Annotated in this window: 18 protein-coding genes and 1 pseudogene; 11 read left to right on the top strand and 8 right to left on the bottom strand. The window is 30.4% G+C overall.

Translation table 11 applies throughout. The annotated features are described in order from the left end of the window. Window positions 1-25: 25 nt before the first annotated feature. The 5 genes from galU (at window position 26) to KAR88_RS01925 (ending at window position 4597) form a co-directional block, all read left to right on the top strand. Window positions 26-850, top strand: coding sequence for a UTP--glucose-1-phosphate uridylyltransferase GalU (gene galU / locus KAR88_RS01945; RefSeq protein ID WP_002779506.1), 825 nt, complete (start codon window positions 26-28; stop codon window positions 848-850). Beyond that, the gene (locus KAR88_RS01940) at window positions 844-2064 is read left to right on the top strand and encodes a glucose-6-phosphate isomerase (protein WP_002831356.1); all 1221 of its coding nucleotides are present in this window, start codon (window positions 844-846) and stop codon (window positions 2062-2064) included. Before galU ends, KAR88_RS01940 begins: the two co-directional genes overlap by 7 nt. Window positions 2065-2188: 124 nt before the next feature. Beyond that, a complete protein-coding gene (locus KAR88_RS01935; protein ID WP_060789978.1) occupies window positions 2189-2638 on the top strand; it encodes a Dps family protein in 450 nt (149 codons plus the stop codon). A gap of 223 nt (window positions 2639-2861) precedes the next feature. Further along, the gene (locus KAR88_RS01930) at window positions 2862-3446 is read left to right on the top strand and encodes a lipase family protein (protein WP_002799969.1); all 585 of its coding nucleotides are present in this window, start codon (window positions 2862-2864) and stop codon (window positions 3444-3446) included. A gap of 113 nt (window positions 3447-3559) precedes the next feature. Then, window positions 3560-4597: an ATP-binding protein gene (locus KAR88_RS01925; protein ID WP_002822792.1), complete on the top strand. Its 1038-nt coding sequence runs from the start codon at window positions 3560-3562 to the stop codon at window positions 4595-4597. Between the two features lie 6 nt (window positions 4598-4603). Here the strand turns inward: KAR88_RS01925 and KAR88_RS01920 are convergent, their stop codons facing one another. The 3 genes from KAR88_RS01920 to coaE are packed head-to-tail and all read right to left on the bottom strand — an operon-like array spanning window position 4604 to window position 6661. After that, window positions 4604-5335: a glucosaminidase domain-containing protein gene (locus KAR88_RS01920; RefSeq protein WP_002790275.1), complete on the bottom strand. Its 732-nt coding sequence runs from the start codon at window positions 5333-5335 to the stop codon at window positions 4604-4606. Beyond that, the gene (gene dapF, locus KAR88_RS01915) at window positions 5310-6059 is read right to left on the bottom strand and encodes a diaminopimelate epimerase (RefSeq protein ID WP_060789979.1); all 750 of its coding nucleotides are present in this window, start codon (window positions 6057-6059) and stop codon (window positions 5310-5312) included. Before dapF ends, KAR88_RS01920 begins: the two co-directional genes overlap by 26 nt. Continuing rightward, entirely contained in the window at window positions 6056-6661 is a 606-nt protein-coding gene (gene coaE / locus KAR88_RS01910) for a dephospho-CoA kinase (RefSeq protein ID WP_002795330.1), read from the bottom strand. The genes dapF and coaE overlap by 4 nt, the downstream gene beginning before the upstream one ends. Before the next feature lie 60 nt (window positions 6662-6721). Here coaE and purM point away from each other — a divergent pair, with 60 nt between their 5' ends. Together purM and KAR88_RS01900 are read left to right on the top strand one after the other, a co-directional pair. Further along, window positions 6722-7711, top strand: coding sequence for a phosphoribosylformylglycinamidine cyclo-ligase (gene purM / locus KAR88_RS01905; RefSeq protein WP_002795331.1), 990 nt, complete (start codon window positions 6722-6724; stop codon window positions 7709-7711). A 56-nt stretch (window positions 7712-7767) separates the two neighbouring features. Further along, complete coding sequence (locus KAR88_RS01900; RefSeq protein ID WP_002779495.1) at window positions 7768-8745, top strand: hypothetical protein; 978 nt, start codon at window positions 7768-7770, stop codon at window positions 8743-8745. Here the strand turns inward: KAR88_RS01900 and dcuC are convergent. Then, entirely contained in the window at window positions 8697-10220 is a 1524-nt protein-coding gene (gene dcuC, locus KAR88_RS01895; RefSeq protein ID WP_060789980.1) for a C4-dicarboxylate transporter DcuC, read from the bottom strand. The genes KAR88_RS01900 and dcuC overlap by 49 nt on opposite strands. Window positions 10221-10529: 309 nt before the next feature. Here dcuC and KAR88_RS01890 point away from each other — a divergent pair, with 309 nt between their 5' ends. The 3 genes and pseudogenes from KAR88_RS01890 (at window position 10530) to KAR88_RS01880 (ending at window position 11792) form a co-directional block, all read left to right on the top strand. Beyond that, window positions 10530-10832, top strand: coding sequence for a hypothetical protein (locus tag KAR88_RS01890; RefSeq protein ID WP_060789981.1), 303 nt, complete (start codon window positions 10530-10532; stop codon window positions 10830-10832). 56 nt (window positions 10833-10888) lie between these two features. Then, window positions 10889-11326: a hypothetical protein gene (locus KAR88_RS01885; protein WP_002779492.1), complete on the top strand. Its 438-nt coding sequence runs from the start codon at window positions 10889-10891 to the stop codon at window positions 11324-11326. 59 nt (window positions 11327-11385) lie between these two features. Then, a pseudogene (locus KAR88_RS01880) lies at window positions 11386-11792 on the top strand (accessory regulator AgrC). Between the two features lie 16 nt (window positions 11793-11808). On the opposite strand, the gene KAR88_RS01875 reads toward KAR88_RS01880, so the two are convergent. The 4 genes from KAR88_RS01875 to cueO are packed head-to-tail and all read right to left on the bottom strand — an operon-like array spanning window position 11809 to window position 15255. Continuing rightward, on the bottom strand, window positions 11809-12999 hold the full coding sequence (locus KAR88_RS01875) for a molybdopterin molybdotransferase MoeA (RefSeq protein WP_192801866.1): 1191 nt from the start codon (window positions 12997-12999) through the stop codon (window positions 11809-11811). 44 nt (window positions 13000-13043) lie between these two features. Beyond that, window positions 13044-13490 (bottom strand): molybdenum cofactor biosynthesis protein MoaE, encoded by a 447-nt coding sequence (locus KAR88_RS01870; protein ID WP_192801324.1) that lies wholly within the window; start codon window positions 13488-13490, stop codon window positions 13044-13046. Further along, a complete protein-coding gene (locus KAR88_RS01865) occupies window positions 13491-13712 on the bottom strand; it encodes a MoaD/ThiS family protein (RefSeq protein WP_002792044.1) in 222 nt (73 codons plus the stop codon). It lies immediately after the preceding gene. Window position 13713: 1 nt separating this feature from the next. Continuing rightward, window positions 13714-15255: a multicopper oxidase CueO gene (cueO, locus tag KAR88_RS01860; protein WP_002795332.1), complete on the bottom strand. Its 1542-nt coding sequence runs from the start codon at window positions 15253-15255 to the stop codon at window positions 13714-13716. A gap of 122 nt (window positions 15256-15377) precedes the next feature. Between cueO and nspC the strand changes: the two genes are divergently transcribed. After that, on the top strand, window positions 15378-16526 hold the full coding sequence (gene nspC, locus KAR88_RS01855; RefSeq protein WP_002829597.1) for a carboxynorspermidine decarboxylase: 1149 nt from the start codon (window positions 15378-15380) through the stop codon (window positions 16524-16526). The last annotated feature ends 137 nt before the right edge of the window (window positions 16527-16663 follow it).

Genomic DNA, 16663 nt, shown 5'->3' with positions numbered 1-16663 from the left:
TACCAAAAACAAATAAAGGATAATTATGCTTCAAACTTGTATTTTTCCTGCAGCAGGATATGGGACTAGGTTTCTACCCGCAACCAAAGCTTTACCTAAAGAGATGTTGCCTATACTTACCAAACCTTTGATTCATTATGGAGTAGATGAGGCTTTAGAAGCAGGTATGGATAATATGGGTTTTGTTACAGGTCGTGGAAAAAGAGCTTTGGAGGATTATTTTGATATTTCTTATGAGCTTGAGCATCAAATTTCGGGTACAAATAAAGAGTATTTGTTAAAAGATATCCGCTCTTTAATTCATCGTTGTACTTTTACCTTTACAAGACAAAATGAAATGCGCGGGCTCGGCGATGCGGTATTAAAGGGTAGGCCTTTAGCAGGCGATGAGGCTTTTGGTGTGATTTTGGCTGATGATTTGTGTATCAATGAAGAGGGTGTTAATGTGATGGCACAAATGGTTAAAATTTATGAAAAATATCGTTGCACCATCATAGCTGTTATGGAAGTTCCAAAAGAGCAAGTATCAAGTTATGGAGTGATTGCAGGAAATTTCGTAGAAGAGGATTTGATCATGGTAAATTCAATGATAGAAAAACCATCTCCTCAAGAAGCTCCAAGCAATCTTGCTATCATAGGAAGATATATTTTAACTCCTGATATTTTTGGAATTTTAGAAAATACTAAAGCAGGAAAAAATGGAGAAATTCAACTCACAGATGCACTTTTAACCCAAGCGACTAATGGTATGGTTTTAGCTTACAAATTTAAGGGAAAACGCTTTGATTGCGGAAGTGTAGAGGGCTTTGTAGAGGCTACAAATTATTTTTATGAGAAAAGTAAATGCTAAATAATACTCTTTTTTTTAAAGAAAGTGAAATTCGCACTATAAGTTCTTATGCAAATCGTATCAATGATGAAGTAGAAAGTGGGGATATAGGGTATTATCATCTTATCGATACAAGTTTAACCTTAATAGACGAAAGCTTAAATTTCATTCAAGATAAAGAGCATGTAAAAAATATCGTTTTAGTGGGTATGGGTGGTTCAAGTTGCGGTGTTAAAGCTTTGCGTGATATGCTTTTTGATGAAAAAAGTAATCAAAGAGAACTTTTTATACTTGATAATACCAGTTCGCACTCCTTTAGCAGGACTTTAGAGAAAATCAAGCTTGAAGAAAGTTTGTTTTTAATCATCAGTAAAACAGGTAGCACTATAGAAGTAGTATCGCTTTTTAAGCTTCTTATAGAACATTTTAAACTCGATATGCAAGAATTAAAAAAATATTTTATTTTTATCACAGATAAAGATTCTAAACTGCATAAAGAGGGTGAGAATTTAGGCATCAAATGCTTTTTTATCCCTGCAAATGTAGGAGGGCGTTTTAGCATACTTTCAGCTGTGGGTATAGTGCCACTTTGTTTTTGTGGTTATAATGCTAAAGCTCTTTTAGAAGGAGCTAAGGCATGCTTTGAAGATTTTTTTATACATAAAAAAGATGAAATTTTGCAAAAAGCTTATCATTATTGTACTCACAAAAGTGCAAATATCAATGTACTTTTTTCTTACAGCGATGCTTTTAAGGGTTTTAATGAATGGTATATCCAGCTTATTGCTGAAAGTTTGGGTAAAAAACAAGGCTACAAACGCATAGGTTTAACTCCTATCGCTCTTATAGGAGCAAGGGATCAGCACAGCTTTTTACAACTCATTATGGATGGGCCAAAAAACAAAACTATTACTTTTTTAAAAATCAAAGATAGTCAAAAGGCTCCGGTTATACCCGATATCCATTTTAAATTTTTAGATGATTTGAGCAATAAAGTCAATTTACACGATCTTTTAAATGCTCAATGTGACGCGACAATGCATGCTTTAATTGCTGAAAATTTAAGTGTCGATATAATAGAGCTTGAAAAATTAGATGCATGGCATGCGGGATATTTGATGTATTATTATGAGCTTTTTACTTCGGCTTGTGGGGTAATGCTAGGAATTAATACTTATGATCAGCCTGGGGTTGAGGTTGGGAAGTTGATTTTAAAAAATATTTTAAAATCATAGTAAATTTTAAATAAAAAGAGTATAATAGAAATAAGTAAAATTAATAATAAAAATTTTTAACTAATAATAATTATTATTTAAGGATTTTATGTTATAATTTTAAAAATTAAAAAAAGGAGTTAACATGTCAGTAACAAAACAATTATTACAAATGCAAGCAGATGCTCATCATTTATGGGTTAAATTTCACAATTATCATTGGAATGTTAAGGGTTTACAGTTTTATTCAATCCACGAATATACAGAAAAAGCTTATGAAGAAATGGCAGAGCTTTTTGATAATTGCGCAGAAAGAGCTTTGCAACTTGGTGAAAAAGCTATCACTTGCCAAAAAACTTTAATGGAAAATGCAAAAAGTCCAAAAGTAGAAAAAGATTGTTTCACTCCAGTTGAAGTGATGGAGTTGATCAAAAAAGATTACAAATATCTTTTGGCAGAATTTAAAAAATTAAACGAAGAAGCTGAAAAAGCTAGCGATACTACTACAGCTGCTTTTGCTCAAGAAAATATAGCAAAATACGAAAAAAGCCTTTGGATGCTTGCTTCAGTTTTACAAAATACTTGCAAAATGTAATTTCAAGGGGCTTTTTGCCCCTTTATGATTTAAATCAATTTTTAGAACTTTCTCATAAAAAAACTTAAATTCTCAAGAGTCAAATTTAAAGAAAAATTTATATTTTGATTTTAAGCAAAATAAAAATACTCTAATACATTTATATCATTACACCTTACTTTCTCGTGCTGCTTATCTTAATTTAAATACAACAGATATTTTTTTAAATATAGATAGAAAAACATTGTTTAAGGTTTTAACTCATAATATTTTTCAAAAAGAATGCGTTATAATAGGAAAATTTGAGCCTTTGATGGCATTTTATTTTATTAAGCGATTTGATTTACTTGCTCATATTAATGAAGATTATCTTGATTCAAGGGGTGGGTTTAGAGCAAGTTTATTTCAAAATAAGGAAAATAAAGAATTTATTTTAGCTATCGCAGGAAGTGATTTAAGACCTTTAAAATTTGATATTGGAGATTTGATTAGTGATTTTATACTTCTAAATGGAAAAATTCCTAAAAAACAATTTGATTCTTTGTTAAAATTTTATACACTAATAAAAAAAGAATTTTGCTTTGGTAAAATTACTTTAGTAGGACATTCTTTAGGTGGGCATTTAGCACAACTTTTTGTTTTAGATTTTGCCTTAGAAGTTCAAAATATTTACACTTTTCAAGCCCCAGGTATTGCTAAAAAAATACTAAAGGACATCAAAAATGAAGCTTATATCCAAAAAATTTCTTATCATTTTCATACTTGTGGTGATTTTAAAAAAATGCATGGTATAAATTTAATTTTGTTCAAAATTTGCATTCTAAAATAGGATATCCAATTTGGCTAAATATAGGAAATAAATTCCATCATCCTAAGATTTGTCCCAAGATATTGCATAAGGTTTTAAATATGTTATAATTTTCCTTTTTAAAAGGATAATATTTGAAAGTATTAAATTTTTTTTACGAAAATCATCCCAAATTTGAAATAAGCTATGAAAGAAAGGTACAAATTCCTCTTTGTAATATCATCATCAAAGGGCCAAAATTTAGCGGTAAAAAAACCTTGATTTTTAACTATTTATCCCAATTTAAGCCCAATGAAATTTTATTTTTAAATTTGTATGATACTCGTTTTGAAAACCAAAGCTTAGGGCATCTTTCAAATTTTTTAGAAAAAAATGTCCAAATAAAATTCCTTTGCATATATAATGTCGAATTTGCCTTAAATTTGCAAGATATTAAAATTCCTATCATCATAAGTACAGATAAAAAAGATTTGCATATCGAAGGATTTCAAGAGCTTGAGCTTGATTATTTTGACTTTGAAGAATTTGTAAGTATCAGTAGAAAAAACTTACCGATAAACAATCTAGTGGGACTTTTTTTACAAAGTGGGCGTAGTAAATTAGGTGAAAAAAATATACTTTTAAGACAAAATTTTAACACTCTAGAACTTGAAATTTTAAAATACTTAGCTTTAAATTTAGGACAGCAGATCAGTATTTCCAAGCTTTTTTTAGAGCTTAAAAAAAAGCTAAAAACATCTAAAGATAGCGTTTATCACACCATAAAAGAGCTTGAAAATACCTATATCATCCATCCTATAAGCCACGATGAAAAAAAGCTTCAAAAAATTTATTTTAGGGATTTTGGCTTAAGAAACAATCTATGCATACAAAAAGATTTTGCTCATTTGTTTGAAAATCTTATTTTAAATGAGCTTTTTAAATTTAAACAAGAATTTTTTTACAATAAATTTTTTACATTTTATAGTAAGGTTTCAAAAATCGCATATATTTCCAGTCCGACGCTAGATATAGACTTGATCAAATTGCGCGCTAAGAAAATCCTTTCTAAGAGTTTGGAGCTTGGGATTTTTCATGTGGTTTTCATCACTCTTTCGAGCGAAGATAGCTTTTTTGAGCAAGGGGTGAAATTTGAAGTTTTGCCTTTTGATAAATTTTCACTTGGCTTTTAGCTAAGACTAGAAAGATTTTGGAGTATCGTATCGCTCAAGATCGTATCGTTGGATGATTTTAGTAACGATATTGATATAATAACCCTTGCGCTCGGAGTAAGAATCTAAAGTTTTAATAGCCTCTAGTCCTGTTATTTCTTTGCCTTCACTTTCAAATTTAGCTCTTTCGTTGCGAAATTCCTCATAAGCAAAGTGCCGATTTAAATTCAGCACATAAGAATCCACACTATCTTGCAAGCTATCAAAAATTCTAATTTTATGTTTTTTATCAGGATATCTTAGATCAGGGATTAAGCCCTTTTCTCCCCAGGTCCATTCTCCAAAAAGATTATTTGCCTCTCTTGCAAAACGGCTTGTTCCCATAGCACTTTCGACCAAAGCTTGGGCTATACCCATGGATTTCGGAATTTTTTGAATGCGTTTTTTATATTCTGTAAAATCATAAAGATTTTCAACGCGGTATTTGTTTTTAAGATTGATTAATTTTTCTAGATTGTTTTGGTTTGAATTTCTAAGTCCATTTTTATACGCATCGTAAAAAAAAGCTTCTACAAAAGCCCTTTCTTTGGCTATTTCTTCAAAGCTTTTATCAAACATTGCATTCATTTTGGTGAAAAATATTTGTCTTTTTTGCTCTACATTGAGTTTATAATACTCCTCTCCAAAGCCATTTTTAAGCTCGCTATTGCCAAAAAGAGGGAGTAAATAAAAACTAAGAAAAATTATAATTCGCTTCAAAGCAATATCTCACTTTTCCCTTAAAAAATAATTCTTCATTTTCGAATTTAAAACTTAGCTCTTCACCGCTTTTTGGAATCACTCTAGCTTGATTGTGAATTTTTTTATTTAAGAATGCAAGATAAAAACAAGCTCCCATGCCCGTGCCACATGCTTGCGTTTCATCTTCTACGCCTCTTTCAAAAGTGCGAACTCTTAAAGTATTGTCGTTTTCAACTTTTACAAAATTTACATTGGCATTATATTTTTCTCTCATTTGTTTGCAAAGCTTAAGATCAAACTCATCCAAATTTTCACAAAAATGCACCAAATGTGGAACTCCCGTATCGCAAAGTTGCCAGTTTTTTTCACACTCACTAAAGGCATCTTGTATGTTTTTTATCTTCCCTAAAGAAACTTCTACGCTATTATTATCAATATTTGCTTTTATAACTCCTGCTCCGGTAAGAAAAGCCATATGGGGTTTGATACCATTTATATGGTGTGCAAAATGTGCCGCAGCCCTTGAGCCATTGCCACACATAGCAGCCCTTGAGCCATCGTTATTATAAAATTCCCATTCAAAGTCGTATTTTTCATGAGGTAATATCACGATAAAGCCATCCGCACCTATACCCTCATAACGATTACAAAGTTCTTTAGCTAAAGCACTTCTATCTTCTTTTCTATCAGCATTTGTTATGACAAAATCATTCCCACTTGCACAATATTTATAAAATTTCATATTTTTCCTTTAGAAATTTCTTGTATTACTTTAACACATTCTTGCCTAAAATCGGCATAAGAGTTAGTATTTTTAATGATAAAATCTGCTTTTTTAAGTTTTTCTTCAATATCTATTTGAGAATCAAGTCTCGCTTTTGCAGCTTCTAAGCTAAGCTTATCTCTTTGCATAATTCTTTTAAGGCTTAATTCTTTAGGTGTGTAAATTACTATGACTTTGCCTAAATTTTCATAAGCACCGCTTTCAAAAAAAAGAGGAATTTCTACAAAAAAAGCTTTATTTTCTTTATCTAGAATTTGCATTTGTTCTAAAATTTTAGCTCGAATTTTAGGATGAGTGAAATTTTCTAAGATTTTTTTAGCTTCTTTATTGTTAAAAACAATTTCTCCAAGGATTTTTCTATCGATTTTCTTTTCTTTTGTGAGTAAATTTTTTAAGCTAAAGGGAGAAAAAATCTTTTCAAGTTCTAAAGCATTTTCATCTAAAATTTTATGAGCGATTTTATCTGCGCTAATGCTTTTAAAGCCTAAAGAATTCGCTATTTCTATAAAAGTGCTTTTACCACAAGCAATTGAAGCGGTTACAAAAAAAGCATTTTTCATCTTATGCCTTATTAAAACTTTTTTCGTTAAAATACCTTTTTAGTTCTTAAAGGAAAATAAATGAAAATTTCATATGAAGATGCAGGCGTAAGTATAGATAATGGAAATGCCTTTGTAGAGGCTATAAAACCTTTGGTTAAAGAAACTTTTAATGATAATGTTGTAGGTGGAATTGGTTCTTTTGCTGGTGCTTTTAGAATGCCAAGTGGCTTTAAAAATCCTGTAATTTTGGGGGCTACAGATGGTGTTGGGACTAAACTTCGTTTGGCTATTGATGCAAAAAAATACGACACCATAGGGCAAGATTTAGTAGCAATGTGTGTGAATGATTTGATTTGTAATTTTGCTACTCCTTTGTTTTTCTTGGATTATTACGCTACAGCCAAGCTTGAAGTAGAGGTTGCAAAGTCAGTTGTGGCAGGCATTGCCGAGGGGTGTAAAATGGCAAATTGTGCTTTAATAGGCGGAGAAACTGCTGAAATGCCTGGAATGTATGCAAAAGATGATTTTGATCTTGCGGGTTTTGCAGTGGGCATGGCTGAAGAAGATGAGATCGATAGAAGTAAATTTGTTAAAAATGGCGATATTTTGCTTGCTCTTCCTAGTTCAGGACTTCATTCAAATGGCTATTCTTTAGCAAGAAAAGTACTTTTTGAAGGTTTAAAACTGAAATTTGATGATAAAATAGAGGGTAAAAATTTAATCGATGTTTTATTAGAGCCTACAAGAATTTATGTACGCGATTTTCTTACTTTAAAGCCTTATATCAGTGCTCTAGCTCATATTACAGGGGGTGGTTTAGTAGAAAATTTACCACGCGTTTTACCTCGTGGTATGGGTGCAACTATACGCAAACATCATCTTAAAACTCCTGAAATTTTTTATACTATAGGACAGGCTGTAGAAGAAAGCGAAATGTATAGAAGCTTTAATATGGGAGTGGGTTTAGTAATGGTTGTAGATCCTTCTAATGTAAGTAGGGTTTTAGAAAATTCAGATGCCTTTATTATCGGCGAAATTTGCATTAATGAAGGTATTGTTTTAGAGTAAAAAGAATTTTTTTAAGATATTTTAAGAGTAAATTAAAAAAATAATAAGGAAAAGTGATGAAAAATATTGTCTTTCATTCGGATGGTTTTGGAGATTTATTAGTTTGTTTTAAAGCTTTGTATGCTATAAAGCAACTCTATCCAGAGTATAAATTATTTTTATTAACAAATGGATTAATGGAAAGTGATTTTTTAGAAAAAATTCCATTTATTGATGAAGTTTTGATTTATAAGGATGATTTTTTAGAAAAAATTCAAAGCAAAAATCCAGTAATTTTTATTACCACACGAAGACAAGGTTTATATTTTAAAAAATTAAAATTTTTAAATGTTCAAAAATGTATAGTATTCCCTCATCTTATTAGTATAATTTCTAAAAATTTAACCACACCTTTACCATTTTTTAGAGCTAAAAAACATATGAGTGAAATTGTTTTAAAATTGGTTAGGATGATTAATACTAGGCATTTTGATAAAAATTTTAATCAAATTGATTTTTCTAAAATTAAAAATTTATTACCTTATGATGCAAGATTAAGTGATAATTTTTTTAAACAAATTGATACAAAATATGAAAAAATTATAGGTATTAATGCTTTTTCAAATAATAGCGAATATAGAGGATTTAATTTTTTTATAAAAGATTGGATAGGGCTTGCAAGGCAACTTTCTTTAAAATATCCTAAATTTTTATTTATACTTTTAAATTTTAGTACGAATTCTATTCAGTATAATATTGATCAGAATGCAAATTTGAAAGTTTTCTGTAATAATAAAAATATTGCTTCTTTGGTAAGTATTTCTCAAAAGCTAGATTTTTTAATTACTGTTGATACTGGAAATTTACATCTTTGTGATATTTTACAAATTCCTACTTTGGCTTTTACAAGTAGTCTTGCAGCTTATAGATTTGGAGGTGGAAGTTATGGAGGTAGATTTGATAAATTGATAGTAAAACCAGCTTGGCAAAAAGAATATAGAAAAATTTATGAAATTTTTACTAAAAAAGCAGAAAATAATTTAGAAAATTTATAGTTTTTATAAAATAATAAATATTTATTATTTAAAGATACTGCTATTTTTGTAGTGTTTTGTTCTTTTGGCAAAGGATTGGTTTGTGCTAGATAAAAGGCTACAAGCACATTTACAAGCATAGCGATAAGTAAAAGAGGAGTGGTTCGTTTTATAATATCCATTGGAGCTACTTTTGCAAATCCAGCTAAAGCTATGATTCCGCCTGCTATTGGTGAAGCTGCACGACCTAAACAAGATGCAATTTCTATAGGTAAAACAAAAGTGATAGGGGCAACGCCTAATTTTGTAGCTATATCAGGAGCTAATTTCCCAAAAGCATTAAAAGCAGCAATCCCACTTCCCATAATCACTGTAGCAAAATAAACTAAAAAGCTTAAAACAGTGATGCTTAAAAGTATGCCAAACCATGCAAAATTTCCTGTTCCAAGATTTGAAACCGCGTTAGCAAGGATATTAACTCCACCAAGTGCTTTAATGCCTTCAGCAAATACTCCAGCGGCGATGATTATGCTTACGACTGAGATAAAAATTTCAGCCATAGCTTTTAAAATCACCATCATATCTTCGCCTAATTTTCTAGCATTTCTGTGTCTTGCAAATTCAACAAGAAAAACTAAAGAAATGCTTAAAAAATTTGCTGTTACAACATCAAGCTTGATAGTAAAAAAATATGCTATAAATAAAAATACGACAGGCAGCCAAGGAAAGAGTATATAAAAAGTAGGACATTTAGGATCAATGATTGGTGGAATTTCAACTTTATCATTTAAAACACCTTTTTCTTTATCTCTTTTATCAACCCAAGCAAAGTAAAAAGGTATTAAGATAGCAATAACCATCACATAAGCAATCACGCTATAAATTTGATAATTTAAAAAAAGCCCCATGACATTATCGCTTTGTCCTACCATATCTGCCATATTGATTGAATTTCCATCTTTTGGACCATAATCAAGCGCAATCAAAGAAAGCACACATACAGCTGTAATAGGACGGATTTTAAGTGAGATTAAAACAGGATAAATACATGCTAATAAAAGCAAAAGAAGTCCAGCATAGCTAGAAATAACAATTTTTAAGGCCATTCCAACGATAAAAGTTCCGCTTAAAATCAAATATTTATTTTTGATTTTTCCTAAAGGTTTGTTTGCTAAAAAAGCGAGTTTAGCCGAAGCATTGATATGTTTCATATAAGCAGCAAAACCTGCCACACTCATGATAATAAGTCCTACTCCAGAAAGCTGACTTTTAAAAGTCGCTGTGATAAAAGCATAGCTATCAAGTAAAACATTCAAAAAGCTTGCATGTTCTCTGCTCGGGGCTTTTGGTATAGGTGTTCCTGTGATGTAAAAAGCAAAAATAAGCAAGATAATACCTGAAAGAAAAAATACAAAAATAGGATTGTATTTTTTAAGTATATAATAAGCAACGACAATTACCGCTAAAAGTGTAGAACATATCATAAAAATTGGCATGTTTTCTCCTATAATTAATATTTAAATTTCATGATTATTTTTTATATATTTAGTATTTAATTAATATTGTTACAAAAATAAACTTATATTAAAGTTATTTTTCATATTTTCATTATAAATATTTTCAAAAGGCATCTTGATAAGTTTGATATATAAGATTTTATAAGAGCATCAGTGTGAAGATCGTAAGAGATTTTGTTATGATTAAAATAATCTCAAAATAGCTTAAGTTGAAAATATTTTATATATAATGATTGTATTTTATACAAAATTCAGTAAAATATCCTTTTTAATTTTTAAGGAATTTCAATGCAAAATTTACATGAAATTTTACTTCAAAAAAAGATAAAAGAAATTCGCTTTAAAGCTATAGCAAGTATTGTTTGTGGATTTTTAGGTATCATTCCTTATCTTGGATTTTTATTTGCTCTTGCGAGTTGGATTTTGTTTTTTATCTTGCTTTATGATTTAAAAATCTATGGCAGTGCTAAAAATTTATTTAAAAATCTCTTTATTGCTGCAGGGATTGGATTTTTTGGCATTCTTATTAGCACAAGTTCTTTATTTGTGATTTTAGAACCTCGTACTCAGTTACAGCCGGATTTATTTTGATGGGGATAATACCTTTTTAGCCATTACTGTTTTTTTTAATATTATATATCCCAACTTTGGCTTTGATTTTTCCTTTTTTGAAAGCTTTTTACTATGAAATTGCTAGAGTAACAAAGCAAAAGTATTTCATTTATGCTTTTAATACCTATTATTTAGGGCTTCTTACTTTGATTATCGGTATAGGTTTGGTGTTTTTGCTAGCAAGTTTGGTTTTTTGGATTTTAGCGTGGGTTGAATTTAAAGAATTTGATAAGCAAGAAATTTCAAATAAAGAAAAATTTACAATCCCAACACAAAAAGTTATTTTCGATTTTGATTTAAAATGGATTAAAATTACAATGGTTTTGTCTTTGGTTTTGTTTTTTGTTTTTATTGGTTTAAAATTTACTCAAATAATTACATTTCAATCCATACGGAGAGAATTTTTTGATTTTGAGACCTATGGTAGGTTAATACACAATCTTTTTTTATTCGATATGTTTTATTTTATATAGCAACATTTTTAGCTTTATTAAGTGTATTTTTATTTTGTAAAAAGCTAAAAACCTATAAAATGTTTATTTATTTTCTTATATGGCAGGTTTTGTTTGTTCTTGGATGGAATTTACGCTTTATTTTAAAATTAATAATGAGTGAAGATGTTTTTATTGAAAATTTTATTTTGGATAAAATTATAAGTGTAGCCTATATTATCATCGCCTTTTTCTTCTTTAAAACTTTAGTTCAAGCTACAAAAGAAAAACTTTTCTATCTTGTTTTCGCATTTTTTGTTTGTGGTGAAATTGTAAGTAAGTTATTTTTTGCTTTTATTCGGCTATTAGATAGTATAAGATTACAAGAAATGATAGTGGAGATAATATATTTTATATCTGTATTCCATTTACGCCTGCTTATTTCATTTCATTTTTAATTGTTTGGCTTAGTTTAAAAGGGCAAAAAGAAGTCAAAAAGGCGATTTAAACCTTTTTGACAAATTTCAAGGCATAAAGATAATATCCACCAAGCTTTCATTTTCTAAAATTTCACATTCTTTTGGCACCACCATAAGAGCGGCTTTATTGTTAAGATTGTTTATAATCGCACTAGAGCCTTCTTTTTTACCTTCAAGATTAGCTAAAATGCGTCCATTTTTAAATTCCACATTACAAGCGACAAATTCCAAATAAGGTGTTTTTTTCTTGTAGCTTCCTTGTAAAAAGGCTTTGCAAATATAGTCTTTAGGCTGAAGTAACCAAGAGTTTAAAATCTCTCTTGCGTAAAGATTAAACATTACCATAGCCGAGTAAGGAAAACCTGGTAAGGCGATGATGAATTTTTCATTAGCCTTGGCTATTTTGATATGTCTGCCTGGTTTTATGTCGGCTTTATCGATGATGATTTCGTATTCTTTGACGGCTTTTTTTAAAAAGTCAAAATCTCCCATAGAAACCCCGCCCGTTGTAATCAAAATATCACAACTTTGTAAAGCACTTTCAAGTGTAGAAAAAGTGGCTTTTTCATCATCTTTTAAAAGAGGAAAAACCCTTGTATCGCAATTTAAATTTTTAGCTAAATTAGCTATGGCGATATGATTTGAAGAGCGGATTTGAGCGGGATTTTCTAAGGCTTCTCCTAGATCTTTGATCTCACTTCCACTACTTAAAACCCCTACAATAGGCTTTATAAACACACTAATGTGAAAAAATCCAAGTTCAGCTAAAAGAGCTATCTCGCTATAATTTAACCTTGTGCCTTTTTTGAGTAAAATTTCATCTTTTTTATAGTTTTCTCCTACCGCACGCACGGCAAAAGCTTGAGGAACTTTTTTTTCTATAAAAAGAGTATCATTTTCTATGCGTATATTTTCAACAGGGACTAAAGTATCGCTTCCTTCGCTCATGAGTGAGCCTGTAAAGGTTTTTACACAAGTACCATTTTGCACGCTAAATTGTGGCATAGTGCCCGCAGGTGTGAGGCCTAAAATTTTTAAAGGCTTATCTTGATCTTCAAATTTGATCGCATAACCATCCATAGCCGAGGTTGGAAATTCAGGCTGATTTTTACTCGCTTTTATATCTTGAGCTAAAATTCGCCCCAAACACTCGGTAAGAGCTATTTTTTCAACCCTTGCAAAAGGTTTGATATGAGAATGTAAAATTTTTAGACTTTCTTCATAAGACATTAGCATTTTAATTCCTTAATTTATCAAGATTGATTTTTTAAAAGATTAAACTATGATTTTAAAAGACCCGCTCCACAAAGTTTGCTTGATCTTTCTTTGGCATAAATTCTTTCTTTGTTTATTACATCATACTTCCAAATGGGTGCACTTGCTTTAAAATCTTCAACAAATTCATTAAGAAGTTTAAGCCCTAATTTTCTTTGTTTGCTTAAAACTCCTGCTAAATAAGAGCTTTCATGTGTTTTTACATCTCCGATTGAATGTGCAAAAAGCAAGATCACACCTTCTTCTTTAACTCTTTTTTGCCATTCATCAAACCATTTTTTTAAAAGCGGCTCATAAATATCAAAGCTAAGTGCTTCAATGCCTTCTTCTTCGCGCACTATACCACAAAAAGTCAGCAAAGCACCACAATTTTTATCCTTAGCAAATTCATACCATTTTGCATAAATTTGCGGAATATCCAAGGCATTATTTGTCAATACAAATTCACTCATTTAACCCCCACAAACTGGTGGCAAAAGTGCGATTTTATCACCATCTTTTAAGCTAGTATTTTCATCAAATACGATTTCATCGTTTAAAGATATGGCACAAAGTTCTAGCCATTCTTTTAAGCTTTCATCTTCTTGTAAAATTTCTTTTAATTCTTTTAAATTTTTTACTTCAAGTTCTAAATTTTCTTTATTTATAGGGCCTAAAAATTCCACTTTTACCATTTTATTCCTTTACTTCTAAATTTCCCATCATTCCCAAATCTTCATGTTCTAAAATATGGCAATGATACATTCTAAGTCCTTTAAAATCTTGTTTCATTCTAAGTCTTAACTCTTCATTAGGACGCACATTTATAGTATCTCTTAAGGCTCTAAATTCGGCTTTTTGAACTTTGCCATTGAGTTTTGATGAGATGAGTTCAAATTGTGTACCATGTATGTGGAAAGGATGATCCATGTGAGATTTGTTTATCACTATCCAGTCTTCAACTACTCCAAGCTTGGAGCTTAAATCAATGCGTTTTAAATCATAGCTTTTGCCATTGATTAAAAACATAGACGCAAGAGCGATTTTTAATTCGCTTTCACTTTTTCCCATCATACCATGCATTTGCATGTGATCTTCACTCATGATTATTTCTTTAAATTCCTTAGGTTCTTCTGAAGGTTTGAAATTTTTTAAATTTTTTGGAAGTTCTACATTTTCTTTTTTTAGACTAATATTAGCTAAAAATAGGGTATTAGGTTCCTCTTTTACCATCATTTTATCTCTATCATAATAAGTGCTTTCTAATACAAATTCTCCATCTTTTGGAGCATCAATTAAAATTTCCACGCGAGAAGCAGGACTTAAGAAAAGTTCCTCTTTAAAAATAGGTTTTTCTATAAGTCCTCCATCGGTACCAACAAGTATAAATTTAGCTCCTTGTATGCGTAAATTTAAATATCTTGCCGCAGTAGCATTGTAAATGCGTATGCGTTCATTGGTAGCGAGTTTGATTTTAGGTTTAAATTGTCCATTGATGAGTACAAACTCACCCTCTCTACCATTAAGCCAATCATTTAGGTTGTTGTTTGGAATTTGAGCATTTTCATCAAGGCGCAAATCACTAATCATCAAATCTCTTTCTTTTAAATGACTTAAAGCATCTTTTTTCGCCTTAATCACAAAAGCTCCAGCCAATCCCATAAAAACTTGCTTAGAAGTAGTGAAATGTGGGTGTGGATGATACCAATAAGTCCCTGCGCTATCTTGAGGAATTTCAAATCGATATATTCTCTCCTCTCCTGCTAAGATAGGATCATGTGGGCTTCCATCTTGATCAGGTGGTACAGGAACGCCATGCCAATGTATAGTTGTAGCTTCTTTGAGTTTATTTTTGACTAAAATTTCAAGTTTATCTCCTTCAAAAACTTCTATTTTTGGAGCCGGTATTAAGCCATTGTAAGTGTAAAATAGAGTTTTTTTACCTTTGATGAGCTCTATGTGATTTTCTTTGATTTCTAGGGTAGCACGAAAAATATTTTTTTCTTTACTTTCATTTTTGAGTAAAGGTAAGGCTTTTAAAATTTCCCCTTGAGGGAATTGTTTTGGATCTAAAAGCTTTAAATTTTTTGGAGCAAAATTTATAAAAGAAGCATCTAAATGATGATTTATAGAATGATTTTTGTGCATAGAATGCATATCATGCATAGGGCTAGCATAAGCCATGCTTATACTTGCTAGAGTGAGTGTATTAAATTTTAAGAAATTTCTTCTATTCATTAATTCTTCCCTTGTTTTAATCTTTGTTGTATTATAATCATTATTTTTTTAATTTTAGTAAATATTTATTTTGAAAATTTGGCTTAATTTTGTTATGATTTTTTGCTTAAAAAAGGAAGAATATGATAAATACCAAATTTCAAACTCCAGCTTATATTTTGGAGGAAGATAAATTAAGAAGAAATTGTGAAATTTTAGCAAATGTTGGTGAAAAAAGCGGAGCCAAAGTGCTTTTAGCTCTAAAAGGTTTTGCTTTTTCAGGAGCGATGAAGGTTGTAGGTGAGTATCTTAAAGGCTGTACTTGTAGCGGGCTTTGGGAAGCAAAATTTGCTAAAGAATATATGGATAAAGAAATTCATACTTATTCGCCTGCCTTTAAAGAAGACGAAATGAGTGAGATTGCCCATTTGTCTCATCATATTGTTTTTAATTCTTTGTATCAATTTGATAAATTTAAATCCTTGTGTGCTAATAACTCCTTAGGACTTCGTTGCAATTTAGAATTTTCTTTTGCTCCTAAAGAGCTTTATAATCCTTGCGGGAAATACTCTAGACTAGGGATTTTGAGCAAGGATTTAGAAAATTTTGATTTAAGCGGAGTAGAAGGACTTCATTTTCATGCACTTTGTGAAGAGAGTGCAGATGCTTTAGAAGCTGTTTTAAAGGTTTTTGAAGAGAAATTTGGCAAATGGATCAAACAGATGAAATGGGTCAATTTTGGCGGAGGTCATCATATCACAAAACAGGGCTATGATATCCGAAAAATCATCACTCTTTGTAAGAATTTTAGTGATAAATATGGCGTGCAAGTTTATCTTGAGCCAGGAGAAGCTGTGGGTTGGCAAAGTGGGGTTTTGGTAGCAAGTGTAGTGGATATAGTTGAAAATGAGAAAAGAATTGCTATTTTAGACACTTCAAGTGAAGCTCATATGCCAGATACTATCATCATGCCTTATACGAGCGAGGTTTTAAATGCTAGAATTTTAGCAACAAGAGAAAATGAAAAAATTTCGGATTTCAAAGAAAATGAATTTGCCTATTTACTCACAGGAAATACTTGTTTAGCTGGAGATGTGATGGGAGAGTACGCTTTTAAAGAAGAATTAAAACGCGGAGATAGGGTGGTATTTTTAGATCAAATTCATTATTCTATAGTGAAAAATACAACTTTTAATGGCATAAGACTTCCAAATTTAATGCTTTTAAATTCCAAAAATGAGCTTGAAATGGTAAGAGAATTTTCTTACAAGGATTACGCTCTAAGAAATTAAAATTTTTTGGAAGAATAATTTTATTATTTCTTTTTAGCATAAAATATTTTTTAAATGACAAAATGAAAGTTTTGTTTTTTAGGTTTAAATATTTTATGCAACTTTTTTTAAAAAACCTCATTAAGATACTATTTTAT

This window comes from Campylobacter sp. JH23, assembly GCF_017846595.1.
Taxonomy (GTDB): domain Bacteria; phylum Campylobacterota; class Campylobacteria; order Campylobacterales; family Campylobacteraceae; genus Campylobacter_D; species Campylobacter_D coli.
The sequence above is the reverse complement of the archived record's forward strand: the minus strand, read 5'-3'. Positions and strand labels throughout refer to the sequence as shown.